Raw genomic sequence first — 12255 nt, 5'->3', positions numbered from 1 at the left:
GTTATTGGTAGTCGATCTTGCCCAGAGCGGACTCGATCAATGCCTTTTGTTGCTCGTTGTGCTTGGCGAGATACCCCACGGCCGGCGACGACGATGCCGGGCGCGCCACCAGCAGCAATTTCTGCTTCGGTCCGATCTGGCTCACCAGATGATGGCGCGAAGCCATCCAGTACCAGGCGCCCTGATTACGCGGCTCTTCCTGCGCCCAGACGATTTCGGTCGCCTTGGGATACTTGGCCATTTCCTTCTCGAGCGAATCTTTCGGGAACGGATAGAGCTGCTCCAGACGCACGATGGCGATGTCGTTGATCTTCTTCTCGCGACGGGCATTGACCAGATCGTAATAGACCTTGCCACTGCACAGGATCACGCGCTTGACCTTCTTCGGATCAAGATCATCCACTTCGCCAATGACACGCTTGAACTCGCCGTTGGCCAGTTCTTCCAGCGACGAAGCGGCATCTTTGTGGCGCAGCAGCGACTTCGGCGACATCACGATCAGCGGTTTGCGCTGCATGCGCACCGCCTGACGACGCAGCATGTGGAAGACCTGAGCCGCCGTAGTCGGCACACAAACTTCCATATTGTTTTCGGCACAGGCCTGCATGAAGCGTTCCAGACGGGCAGAGGAGTGCTCCGGCCCCTGGCCTTCGTAACCGTGCGGCAGCAGCATGACCAGACCGGAAGCACGACCCCACTTGGCTTCACCGGAAGCAATGAACTGGTCGATAACGACCTGGGCGCCGTTGGCGAAATCACCGAACTGGCCTTCCCAGATCACCAGTTCGTACGGGTTGGCCGACGAGTAGCCGTAATCGAAAGCCAGCACAGCCTCTTCCGACAGCACCGAATCGAAGCACTGGAAGCCGGCCTGCTTCTCCTGCAAGTTCTTCAGCGGATGATAGGTGCCGGCATCCCAACTGGTACGGTTCTGGTCGTGGAAGGCAGCATGGCGGTGGAAGAAGGTACCGCGACCGACGTCCTCGCCGGAAATACGCACACCGTAACCAGAAACCAGCAACGAGGCGTAGGCCAGGTTTTCAGCCATGCCCCAGTCAACCGGCAGCTTGCCCTCGCCCATGGCGGCGCGATCCTCGACAATCTTCTTGACCCGGGAATGCAGGGTAAAGCCTTCGGGAATCGTCGTCAGTCGCTGCGCCAGGCGCTGCAACTCAGCCATCGGCACGGTGGTGTCGCAAGTTTCGATATAACGCTTGGTCAGGAACGGAGCCCAGTCAATCGTCATCGGGTGCTTGTAGCCCGCGAGCACCGGGTTGTACAGCAGTTCCCCCTTGTCGAGGTGAGCGCGATATTCGGCGATCATCTGATCGGGGCCCTCGGCTACCAGGATACCTTCGGCAATCAGCTTGTCGCCGTAGAGTTTGCGCGTCCCCGGATGCTTGTTGATGATCTTGTACATCAAGGGCTGCGTCACCATCGGCTCGTCCTGCTCGTTGTGCCCGAGCTTGCGATAACAGATGATGTCGACCACCACATTCTTGTGGAAGGTCTGGCGATATTCGACCGCAATCTGGGTCACCAGCGCCACCGCTTCCGGATCGTCACCATTGACGTGGAAGATCGGCGCATCGACCATCTTGAAGATGTCGGTGCAGTAATGACCGGAGCGATAGTCTCGCGGGTCGGATGTCGTGAAGCCCACCTGGTTGTTGACCACGATGTGCAGCGTACCCCCCACACCGTAACCGCGCGTCTGCGAGAAGTTGAGCATTTCCTGGTTGACACCCTGGCCAGCCACCGCCGCATCGCCGTGAATGAGGATGGGCATCACCTTCTGCTTGCTGCCTTCACCGCGCCGTACCTGGCGGGCATAGACCGAACCTTCGACCACCGGATTGACGATTTCCAGGTGCGACGGGTTGAAAGCCAGCGTCAGATGGCACGGGCCTCCCGGCGTGGACACATCGGAGGAGAAGCCCATGTGGTACTTGACATCGCCCGCCGACAGATCGCTCTTTTTCTTGCCTTCGAATTCCTCGAACAGCATCGACGGGGCCTTGCCCAAGGTATTGACCAGCACGTTGAGGCGGCCACGGTGGGCCATGCCAACCACAACCTCATCAACACCAAGCGAACCGCCACAGCGGATGGCTTCATCCATGGCAACGATCAGTGATTCGCCACCTTCGAGCGAGAAGCGCTTCTGCCCGACATACTTGGTATGCAGGTAGCGCTCCAGGGTTTCAGCAGCGGTCAGACGTTCGAGAATGCGTTTTTTCTGTTCGCTGTTGAAGGTCGGCCGCGAGCGGATACTTTCCAGCTTGTCCTGCAGCCAGCGCTTCTCATCGTAATCCGTCATGTACATGTACTCGACACCGATGGTGCCGCAATACGTCTGGCGCAAGGTTTCCAGAATTTCCGACAGCTGCGAATTTTCCGGCAATCCCTTGAGCGAACCGACATTGAACACCTGCTTCAAATCGGCATCGGTAAACCCGTAGAAAGAGGGCTCCAGCTCATCGAGCTTGGGACGCGGCAAACGCTTGAGCGGATCGAGGTCGGCCCAGCGGGTGCCCAGTGAGCGGTAAGCGGTCACCATCTGGCCCACCGCCGACTGCTTTTTGTTTTCAGCACCCGCAGCTGGTGCGACGGTCGGGCGGAATCCGCCATCACGCGCCAGTTCTGCAAACGCCGAAATCACCGGCGTATGTGCCACGTCGCGTGCGACAAAACCCGGCATCTGGGCCAGGCGGTCAAAATAATCACGCCACTCGGCGGAAACTGAGCTCGGGTCGTTGAGGTAATTTTCGTAGACCTCTTCGACGAATGGGGCATTGCCACCAAAATAAAGCGAGCTATCAAACTTATCGTTCATCGTATTCATAGGCGCCTCCACCAGCGTTCCTTCATTTTGTGCAGAGCAACAAGACCCTACATGTGAAAAAGGCGGCCTTGCGGCCGCCCGTATTGCATGCGATCAACCGCGCTTGGCGAGAGGTACGACATCGCGCTTGGCAGCACCGACATAGAGCTGACGCGGGCGACCGATCTTGTATTCCGGGTCGGAGATCATTTCTTCCCACTGCGCCATCCAGCCCACCGAACGCGCGAGTGCGAAGATGCAGGTAAACATTTCGGTCGGGACACCGATCGCCTTTTGCACGATACCCGAGTAGAAGTCCACATTCGGATAGAGCTTCTTCTCGACAAAGTAGTCGTCTTCCAGAGCGATCTTTTCCAGTTCCATGGCAAGCTTGAACAGACGATCGTTCTGCAAACCCAGTTCGCCAAGAACATCGTTGCAGACCTTGCGCATCAACTTGGCGCGCGGGTCGAAGTTCTTGTACACACGATGACCGAAGCCCATCAGCTTGAACGGATCGTTCTTGTCTTTGGCGCGTTTGATGTATTCACCCACGCGCGAGACATCGCCGATTTCTTCCAGCATGTTGAGGCAGGCTTCGTTGGCACCGCCGTGTGCCGGACCCCACAGGCAGGCGATACCGGCCGAGATGCAGGCGAACGGATTGGCACCGGAGGAGCCGGCCAGGCGCACGGTGGAAGTCGAGGCATTCTGTTCGTGGTCGGCATGCAGCGTGAAGATCACGTCAAGCGCATTGACCAGCACCGGATTCGGCACGTACTTCTCGCACGGGCTACCGAACATCATGCGCATGAAGTTGGCGGTGTAATCGAGTTCGTTGTCCGGGTACATGAAGGGCATGCCCTTGTTGTATTTGTACGCCATGGCGACGATGGTCGGCAACTTGGAAACGATACGGTTGAAGCTGATGCTGCGATGCTCGGCATCGGAGAAATCCATCGCTTCGTGATAGAAGGCGGAAAGCGCACCGACGACCCCCACCATGACGGCCATCGGGTGTGCGTCACGGCGGAAACCATTGAAGAAGCGGGTGAGCTGATCATGCACCATCGAGTGCTTCTTGATGACCGTCTCGAAATCGACTTTTTCCTTGGCGTTGGGCAACTCGCCATTTTTCAGCAGGTAAGCCACTTCCAGGAAGCTACAGTTCTCAGCCAATTGCTCGATCGGATAGCCGCGGTAGAGCAGTTCGCCCTTGTCACCATCAATGTAGGTAATGGTGGATTTACAGCTGGCAGTCGAGAGAAAACCAGAATCGTAAGTAAACAAACCGGTCTTGGCCCCCAGGCTACGAATATCGATGCAATCGTTGCCATGGGTCGGGGTCATGATCGGGAATTCGACGGGGGACTGTCCGTCGATGCTCAGAGTTGCCTTGCGTTCGGTCGTCATGGGTTTCTTTCCCTTTACAGGTATTGGTTTATCACTGCACTGCCAAAACTATTTGTCTCGTTAGCAGGCGAAAGTTAATCCGCCAACCTTACTGAACACTTACGAATCTTTTCAACCAGCGGCGCGAAATGGGCGAGGTCGCCCTCGCACTCCTCCTTGCCGCTGACCAGATACCAGAGTTCATGATCCTCCAGCGCGACGAGATCGACGAAGGCCGCCTGCTCGGCTTCGCTGAGGTCAGCGAAGCCGGCATCGAGAAAACGCGTCAGCGTGATATCGAGCTCGAGCAGGGCACGGCGTATGCAACGCCAGCGCAGGCGTTCGTAATCAGCACGCTCCATCAGACTGCACGACTGACCATCATGTCCTTGATCTTGCCGATCGCCTTGGTCGGGTTGAGACCCTTCGGACAGACATCGACACAGTGCATGATGGTGTGACAGCGGAACAGGCGGTAGGGATCTTCCAGGTTATCCAGACGCTCGTTGGTGGCCTGATCACGGGTATCGGCGATGAAACGATAAGCTGCCAGCAAGCCGGCCGGACCGACGAATTTGTCCGGATTCCACCAGAACGACGGGCAAGCCGTCGAACAGCAGGCACACAGGATGCATTCGTAGAGACCGTCGAGCTCCTCACGATCTTCCGGCGATTGCAGACGCTCGCGTTCCGGCGGCGGATCGTTGTTGATCAGATAGGGCTTGATCGAGTGGTATTGCTTGAAGAACTGGGTCATGTCGACGATCAGGTCGCGAATGACCGGCAGTGCCGGCAGCGGGCGCAGCACGATCGGCTGCTTGAGATCCTCGACATTGATCAGACAGGCCAGACCGTTCTTGCCATTGATGTTCATGGCATCAGAGCCACAGACACCTTCACGACAGGAGCGACGGAAGGACAGGGAATCGTCCTTCGCCTTCAGTTTGACCAGCGCGTCAAGCAGTTTGCGGTCGGTCGGCTCGAGCTCGACCGAAATATCCTGCATATAGGGTGCGTCGTCCTTATCCGGATCGTAGCGGTAGATGCTGAATTGAACCGTACGTTTGCTCATTTTTTTCTCCGATTAGTACGAACGCGTCTTCAGCGCGATGGTTTCGACGGTCAGCGGCTGCATGTTCACCGGCTTGTAGCTGATGCTGTTATCCACTGGATTGAACAGTGTGTGCTTGAGCCATTCCGCGTCGTTACGGCCGTTCGGGAATTCCGGAGTATCCGGGGCATCGTCGCGCACGTGAGCGCCGCGCGATTCCTTGCGGGCCTCGGCGGAGAGCATTGTTGCCTTGGCAACCTCGATCAGGTTTTCCATTTCCAGGGCTTCGCTGCGAGCCGTATTCCAGGCCAGCGACTTGTCCTTGATCTCCAGTTCGCGCGCCGCCTTTTCGACTTCGAGGATCTTCTCGACGCCGGTTTTCAGCAAATCGCCAAAACGGAACACACCGGCATGGGTCTGCATAGTGCGCTGCATCGCGAGACGGGTTTCGTGCACATTGGCGCCACCCTTGCGGTTGTCGATCGCGGCGATACGCGACAACGATTTTTCGGCCGCATCCTTGGGCAGATCGCGGTGAGCTTTGCCTGCCTTGAGGTCTTCCACAGCCGAGTCACCGGCGGATTTGCCGAACACCAGCAGATCAAGCAGCGAGTTGGTGCCAAGACGGTTGGCGCCGTGCACCGAAGCGCAGGCACATTCGCCGGCCGCATAGAAGCCGGGCACGATGGTATTCGGATTGCCGTCCTGCGGCACGACCACACGACCGGAGTAATGCGTCGGGATACCGCCCATCTGATAGTGACAGGTCGGCACAACCGGCAACGGTTCCTTGATGCAATCGACGCCGGCGAACTGCAGACCGATCTCGCGGATACCCGGCAAGCGCTTCATGATCACGTTCGGATCAAGGTGAGTAATGTCGAGCAGCACGTAGTCCTTGTTCAGACCACAACCGCGACCTTCGTTGATTTCGGTGGTCATGGCGCGGGACACCACGTCACGCGACGCCAGATCCTTGGCGTTTGGCGCGTAACGCTCCATGAAGCGTTCCTTGTTGGCATTACGCAGGATACCGCCTTCGCCACGAACGCCTTCGGTGATCAGCACACCGGCACCGGCCACACCGGTCGGGTGGAACTGCCAGAACTCCATGTCTTCCAGCGGAATGCCGGCACGCGCCGCCATGCCCAGGCCGTCACCGGTATTGATGAAGGCATTGGTCGAGGAGTGGAAGATACGACCGGCACCGCCGGTTGCGAAAATGGTCGCGCGAGAATGGAAGATGACCACCTGGCCGGTTTCCATTTCCATGGCGGTCACACCGAGAACGTGACCTTCGCTGTCGCGGATCAGGTCAAGCGCCATCCATTCAACAAAGAACTGGGTGTTGGCCTTGACGTTGCGCTGGTACATCGCGTGCAGCATGGCGTGACCAGTCCGGTCCGCAGCGGCGCAGGAGCGGCGCACCGGCTTTTCGCCGAAGTTCGACATGTGACCACCGAACGGACGCTGGTAGATCTTGCCATTGTCGGTACGGTCAAACGGCATGCCGTAGTGTTCGAGTTCGACCACGCACTCGTTGGCCTTGCGCACCATGAACTCGATCGCATCCTGGTCACCGAGCCAGTCGGACCCCTTGACGGTGTCGTACATGTGCCAGTGCCAGTGATCTTCCTCGGAGTTGCCAAGCGAGGCAGCCACCCCACCTTGCGCCGCCACGGTATGCGAGCGGGTCGGGAAAACCTTGGATAGAACAGCAGTTTTCAGACCAGCTTCTGAAAGCTGGATTGCAGAGCGCAGACCGGCACCACCGGCGCCCACGATCACGGCATCAAATTTGAGAACAGGAATACTCACGCTTACAGCCTCCAGAGAATCGTGGCAACCCAAGCGGTGTACACCACCAGTACCACAACGGTCACAGCATGCAGGGTCAGGCGCAGGCCCACCGGTTTGACATAGTCCATCCACAGATCACGCATGCCGATCCAGGCATGGTAGAAAAGACTGACGAAGAACAGGAAGGTCGCCATTTTGAGCAGACCACAGGAAGCGAACAGCTCACGCCAGGCTTCGAACGTAGAAGGGCGCTGCACCAACAGGACAACCGGCAGGGCGACCGAGTAGAGCGCCATGATGACGGCAGTTACACGCTGAATGATCCAGTCTTTCAGGCCATAATGCGCGCCGACAACGATACGATTGATCACAGCAGAATCCCCCACAGAACAAGTGTCAGCGGAATGCTGACCGCCAGAACCACGAGCGCTGATTGCTGGGCTGCTTCTTTTTCGACGCAGATATGACGGTCAATCAGCAAAAAGCGGATACCGGCGCAGAAGTGGTGCGTAAACGCCCAGATCAAGCCAGCAATGATCACCTTGACGAGAATGTTGCCACTGACTGCAGCAAAGGTTTCCGGTGCGGTGAAGCTGGCACCAAACAACCAGATGATCAACGGCAGCATCAGGAACAAACCCGCGCCGCTAATCCGGTGAAGAATCGATACCTTGCCGCTCCACGGCAATTTGATCGTGGTGAGGTCCAAGTTTTTTGGACGCTTCTTCTTGATGGACATTTCTGCCATGAACGTCATCCCTCGCGTGTAAGAAGTGCGGTTTTCCGCTTCTACGTGGTTTGAAAAGAGCGGTAATTATACAGACAAAAACCGTTACAAAGGGCCACGAAACGCGCTTATGACGCTGTGGCACAGGCTGAAAATCACCCCAGATCATTCCTATAGTAATGCGCCGTCGTCAAATACAGACCGCGCCGCCACTCGACCGGCTGGTTACCATAGGTGTACGCCGTACGCTCAACCAGCAGCAGGGGCGATCCCTCGGCCACCGCCAGCAAGCCGGCACTTTCGGCATCTGCGGCGACAGCGCGCAGACGCTCCTCGGCGTGAATCATGCGCACGCCGAAATCATTCTCCAGGAGGCTGTAGAACGAGCGCTCACCCGCTCGCAAGGTTTCCAGGGTCAGCCCCGGAAACTGGCCGGCGGGCAGGTAAATCTGGTCATAGATCACGCTCTTGCCGGCAAAACTGAGCAAGCGCTTGATCACGATGACGGGCGCCCCGGTTTCCAGTTGCAGTGCCGCCGCCACTTCCGGCGCGGCCTCCTGAACAGCACAGGCAAATGGCTCGCTGTGCGACTCGACCATGCTGCCATCGTCAGGTATCAGGCGCAGGAAGCGATAGTGCGAACGGGGATCGTCATGCGAGGCCACGAAGGTCCCTTTGCCCTGACGCCGCACCAGCAAATTTTCCGCTGCCATTTCGTCAATCGCCTTGCGCACCGTTCCCTGGCTCACGTTAAACCGCTGTGCCAGCTCAGCCTCGCTGGGAATCGCCGCCCCCGGCCCCCATTCACCACGCGCCAGGCAATCGACCAGAAAATCCTTGATCTGGCGATAGAGGGGGCTGAAGGTCGGCGCCGTCGCACGCGCAACGGATGGAGAAATATCCTGTGTCATGGCCGTGGATTTCAGCACAAAATCATCCCAGCGTCCATAAAAAGCTGTCTTATATAAGACATAGAATTGACAGGCAGAAAGCGAGCTTCTACCATCGCGCTTCGTGTGTCAAAATTGTTGCACTGGTGACTTCAGACACTTCTGCTGCGCGATGCACGCTTACACCAGACACTAAATTTGCTGTTCAACCCAAGATTCCAGGAGCGATACATGTCCAAAGCCCCCATGCGCGTTGCCGTTACCGGCGCCGCCGGCCAGATCGGTTATAGCCTGCTGTTCCGCATTGCCTCGGGCGAAATGCTCGGCAAGGACCAGCCGGTCATTCTGCAACTGCTCGACCTGCCGCAGGCCCAGAAAGCCGTCCAGGGCGTGATGATGGAACTCGACGACTGCGCCTTCCCGCTGCTCGCCGGCATGGTCGCCACCGATGATCCGAACGTCGCCTTCAAGGATGCCGACGTCTGTCTGCTGGTCGGCGCCCGTCCGCGCGGCCCGGGCATGGAGCGTGCCGACCTGCTGCAGGCCAACGGCGCCATCTTCACCGTCCAGGGCAAGGCCATCGCCGAGAACGCCAAGGAAGACGTCAAGGTCCTGGTCGTCGGCAACCCGTGCAACACCAACGCCTACATCGCCCGCGCCGCAGCGATCAAGGTCGGCCGTACCAACCCGAACAACTACCATGGCATGCTCCGCCTCGACCACAACCGCGCCCTGACCCAACTGGCCCAGAAGGCCGGTCGCCCGGTCTCGTCGCTGAAGCAACTGGTCGTCTGGGGCAACCACTCGCCGTCGATGTACGCTGACTACCGTTTCGTCACCTCCAACGGCGACAACGTCAAGGCGATCATCAATGACGCCGCCTGGAACAACGACGTCTTCCTGCCGACCGTCGGCAAGCGTGGCGCCGCCATCATCGACGCCCGCGGCCTGTCGTCTGCTGCCTCCGCCGCCAACGCCGCCATCGACCACATCCGCGACTGGCACCTCGGTTCGACCGAGTGGGTCACGATGGGCATCCCCGCCCCGGCCGACAACGGTTACGGCATCCCGGAAGGCCTGGTCTTCGGCCTGCCGTGCGAGTGCAAGAACGGTACCTTCACGCTGATCAAGGGCCTGGAAATCGACGAATACTCCAAGGGCAAGATCGCGATCACCCTGAAGGAACTGGAAGACGAGCGCGCGGCTGTTGCCGACATGCTGAAGTAAGCGTTTTCACTCCTGTCCAAGCCGTGGTCTCGCACCACGGCTTTTTTTTCGTAAAATCGCCTCTTCATTCCAGAGAGTCTGCCGCATGCGCCACCCGAAGCACGTCCTTTTCGCCGGTGAAAAACCGTTTCCGATCCTGCCTGCCGTCGACCACTACGCCGGCTCGGAAAAACTGATGCTGAAAGCCATGCAACTGCAGCAGGAACTGGGGCCGGTGTTCGACATCACCTGCGACTGCGAAGATGGTGCGCATGCTGGCGCCGAGCGGCAGCATGCTGAAATGGTCGCCCGCCTGATCAACAGTGAGCACAACCGTTTCAATCGTGTCGCCGCCCGCATCCACGATGTCACGCACCCGCACTGGCAGCAGGATCTGGACATTCTGGTCGGCCAGGCCGGCAATCGCCTGCCCTTCATCACCCTGCCCAAACCGTGCAGCGCCGGCGATGTCGCGACACAGATCGAAGCCTTGCGGGCTGCGGAAAGCGAATACGGTATCGAGCGCCGTATTCCGGTGCATGTCCTGATCGAAACACACGGTGCCCTGCGCGAAGTATGGGAGATTGCCGCCCTGCCCAGCGTCGAATCGCTCGATTTCGGTCTGATGGATTTCGTTTCCGGCCACCACGGCGCCATTCCCGGCAGTGCCATGAAGAGCCCAGGTCAATTCGGCCACCCGCTGGTGGCCCGCGCCAAGTGCGAAATCGCTGCCGCCGCCCTGGCCTGCGGCGTGGTGCCATCGCATAACGTCACCACGGAGCTGCAGGACATCGAGATGATTCGCAACGATGCCCGGCGGGCGCGCCATGAATTCGGCTATCTGCGCATGTGGAGCATTCATCCCAAACAGATCGTGCCCATCGTCGAGGCCATGCGCCCCGATTTTTCCGAGGTCGAAATGGCCACAGCCATCCTCATCGCCGCCCGGGATACAGACTGGGGCCCCATCCAGCACGCCGGCACACTGCACGACCGCGCCTCCTACCGCTATTACTGGGAGCTCCTCGAACGCGCCCACATCACCGGCATGCAGATTCCCTCTACAGCCCGGGAAGCTTTCTTTGCCTGAATCCGCTGCGCTGCCCATTCTCTACCGCGATGCCGACCTGGTCGCCATCGACAAGCCAGCCAACCTGCTGGTGCATCGTTCCGAGATTGATCGCCACGAAACCCGCTTTGCGGTGCAGCTTCTGCGCGATCAGATCGGGCAAAAGGTCTGGCCGGCGCACCGACTCGACCGCGGCACGTCGGGCGTCCTGCTATTCGCCCTCAGTCCGCAAGTGGCTGCCGCAGTGGGCGAACAGTTCGCTTCCGGCAGCGTCAGCAAGCGCTATCTCGCGGTCGTGCGAGGTCACCCGGCAGAAAGCGGCAGCATCGACCACCCCTTGAGTCGTCAACGCGACGATTACGAATTCCAGGGAGAACGCAGCAGCCAGGCGGCACAGCCGGCGTTAACCCATTTCCGCCGGCTGGCGACCACGGAGATACCGGTCGCCATCGAGCGCTACCCGCACAGCCGCTATGCCCTGCTCGAACTGACCCCGGTCACCGGGCGCACGCATCAGATCCGCCGCCACCTGAAACACATCGCCCACCCCATCATTGGCGATTCCACTTACGGCAGAGGCCGGCACAATCGTTATTTCGCCGAACACCTGGGCTGCCAGCGTCTGCTACTGGCATGCTCGGCACTGCGCCTGCAGCACCCCGTCACCCAGGAACAACTCGCTCTGCGCGCTCCGCTCAGTGGCGAATTCGCCACCTTGCTGGAGCGCTTTGGCTGGCCAGCTCAATAAGCGAGCGTACTTTCCAGCCGCGAAAACGCTGTCATTCCCCGTCCGACTTCAATCAATTCGTGACCTAGCGCGTCGCGGGCCGACACCATGCCGACAGCCTGACCGCTGGCATCGAGGACGGGCACATGGCGAAATCCCCCATCGGCCATCAGCAGCAAGGCCTGGGTCAGGGGTTTGTCTTCCGTGATGCACACTGGATCAGCCACCATCACTTCGCCCACCGTCGTACTGTCCGGGTCACGTCCGGCAGCCAGAATGCGGGTCAGGGCGTTGCGCTCGGTGAAGATGCCGACAATACGCTTACCTTCCAGCACCAGCAACGCACCAATATGCTTATCCACCATCAGGCGACAGGCTTCACGCACACTCATGCCAGGTTGTGCACTGACCAGGGGATGTTCGGCGATTACCTCGCGAATGATCCGGATTGCCATCAATTGTCTCCTTTTAGTCTCCGATGACTGCACATTCGGAATATTTTGCTACAGGAAACACATTGTGGGCACCCAACCGAGATTGCGCAATAGATCGCCGCTTTTAATCTGCGG

The 12255-nt window shown here is 58.9% G+C and carries 12 protein-coding genes; 3 read left to right on the top strand and 9 right to left on the bottom strand.

The annotated features are described in order from the left end of the window. Nucleotide 1: 1 nt before the first annotated feature. From JYJ39_RS10510 to JYJ39_RS10475, 8 genes are all read right to left on the bottom strand, one after another. Nucleotides 2-2845 (bottom strand): 2-oxoglutarate dehydrogenase E1 component, encoded by a 2844-nt coding sequence (locus JYJ39_RS10510; protein WP_205204186.1) that lies wholly within the window; start codon nt 2843-2845, stop codon nt 2-4. 93 nt (nt 2846-2938) lie between these two features. Next, on the bottom strand, nt 2939-4237 hold the full coding sequence (gene gltA, locus JYJ39_RS10505; protein ID WP_205204185.1) for a citrate synthase: 1299 nt from the start codon (nt 4235-4237) through the stop codon (nt 2939-2941). Between the two features lie 74 nt (nt 4238-4311). Beyond that, nucleotides 4312-4578, bottom strand: a complete 267-nt coding sequence (locus JYJ39_RS10500) for a succinate dehydrogenase assembly factor 2 (protein ID WP_205204184.1) — start codon at nt 4576-4578, stop codon at nt 4312-4314. Further along, nucleotides 4578-5288 (bottom strand): succinate dehydrogenase iron-sulfur subunit, encoded by a 711-nt coding sequence (locus JYJ39_RS10495; protein ID WP_205204183.1) that lies wholly within the window; start codon nt 5286-5288, stop codon nt 4578-4580. Before JYJ39_RS10495 ends, JYJ39_RS10500 begins: the two co-directional genes overlap by 1 nt. 12 nt (nt 5289-5300) lie before the next feature. Further along, nucleotides 5301-7085 carry a succinate dehydrogenase flavoprotein subunit gene (gene sdhA, locus JYJ39_RS10490; RefSeq protein WP_205204182.1) on the bottom strand — a complete coding sequence of 595 codons (1785 nt, stop codon included), beginning with the start codon at nt 7083-7085 and terminating at the stop codon, nt 5301-5303. 2 nt (nt 7086-7087) lie between these two features. After that, a complete protein-coding gene (sdhD, locus tag JYJ39_RS10485; protein ID WP_205204180.1) occupies nt 7088-7438 on the bottom strand; it encodes a succinate dehydrogenase, hydrophobic membrane anchor protein in 351 nt (116 codons plus the stop codon). After that, complete coding sequence (sdhC, locus tag JYJ39_RS10480) at nt 7435-7815, bottom strand: succinate dehydrogenase, cytochrome b556 subunit (RefSeq protein ID WP_205204178.1); 381 nt, start codon at nt 7813-7815, stop codon at nt 7435-7437. The genes sdhD and sdhC overlap by 4 nt, the downstream gene beginning before the upstream one ends. A gap of 134 nt (nt 7816-7949) precedes the next feature. Continuing rightward, nucleotides 7950-8705, bottom strand: coding sequence for a GntR family transcriptional regulator (locus JYJ39_RS10475; protein WP_205204276.1), 756 nt, complete (start codon nt 8703-8705; stop codon nt 7950-7952). Between the two features lie 210 nt (nt 8706-8915). Between JYJ39_RS10475 and JYJ39_RS10470 the strand changes: the two genes are divergently transcribed. From JYJ39_RS10470 to JYJ39_RS10460, 3 genes are all read left to right on the top strand, one after another. Then, nucleotides 8916-9911 carry a malate dehydrogenase gene (locus JYJ39_RS10470; protein ID WP_205204176.1) on the top strand — a complete coding sequence of 332 codons (996 nt, stop codon included), beginning with the start codon at nt 8916-8918 and terminating at the stop codon, nt 9909-9911. A gap of 85 nt (nt 9912-9996) precedes the next feature. After that, nucleotides 9997-10980, top strand: a complete 984-nt coding sequence (locus JYJ39_RS10465) for an HpcH/HpaI aldolase/citrate lyase family protein (protein ID WP_205204174.1) — start codon at nt 9997-9999, stop codon at nt 10978-10980. Then, nucleotides 10973-11707 carry a tRNA pseudouridine(65) synthase TruC gene (locus tag JYJ39_RS10460; RefSeq protein WP_205204172.1) on the top strand — a complete coding sequence of 245 codons (735 nt, stop codon included), beginning with the start codon at nt 10973-10975 and terminating at the stop codon, nt 11705-11707. The genes JYJ39_RS10465 and JYJ39_RS10460 overlap by 8 nt, the downstream gene beginning before the upstream one ends. Here JYJ39_RS10460 and JYJ39_RS10455 read toward each other — a convergent pair. After that, entirely contained in the window at nt 11701-12141 is a 441-nt protein-coding gene (locus JYJ39_RS10455; RefSeq protein WP_205204170.1) for a CBS domain-containing protein, read from the bottom strand. The genes JYJ39_RS10460 and JYJ39_RS10455 overlap by 7 nt on opposite strands. Nucleotides 12142-12255 lie beyond the last annotated feature (114 nt).

Source organism: Azonexus hydrophilus (assembly GCF_905120355.1).
GTDB lineage: Bacteria > Pseudomonadota > Gammaproteobacteria > Burkholderiales > Rhodocyclaceae > Azonexus.
The sequence above is the reverse complement of the archived record's forward strand: the minus strand, read 5'-3'. Positions and strand labels throughout refer to the sequence as shown.

Coding starts and splice junctions, on each gene's coding strand:
- JYJ39_RS10500 (WP_205204184.1), bottom strand. CDS start 4,578: ATGGAGCGTGCTGATTACGAACGCCTGCGCTGGCGTTGCATACGCCGT.
- sdhC (WP_205204178.1), bottom strand. CDS start 7,815: ATGGCAGAAATGTCCATCAAGAAGAAGCGTCCAAAAAACTTGGACCTC.
- JYJ39_RS10510 (WP_205204186.1), bottom strand. CDS start 2,845: ATGAATACGATGAACGATAAGTTTGATAGCTCGCTTTATTTTGGTGGC.
- gltA (WP_205204185.1), bottom strand. CDS start 4,237: ATGACGACCGAACGCAAGGCAACTCTGAGCATCGACGGACAGTCCCCC.
- JYJ39_RS10475 (WP_205204276.1), bottom strand. CDS start 8,705: ATGACACAGGATATTTCTCCATCCGTTGCGCGTGCGACGGCGCCGACC.
- JYJ39_RS10495 (WP_205204183.1), bottom strand. CDS start 5,288: ATGAGCAAACGTACGGTTCAATTCAGCATCTACCGCTACGATCCGGAT.
- JYJ39_RS10455 (WP_205204170.1), bottom strand. CDS start 12,141: ATGGCAATCCGGATCATTCGCGAGGTAATCGCCGAACATCCCCTGGTC.
- JYJ39_RS10470 (WP_205204176.1), top strand. CDS start 8,916: ATGTCCAAAGCCCCCATGCGCGTTGCCGTTACCGGCGCCGCCGGCCAG.
- JYJ39_RS10465 (WP_205204174.1), top strand. CDS start 9,997: ATGCGCCACCCGAAGCACGTCCTTTTCGCCGGTGAAAAACCGTTTCCG.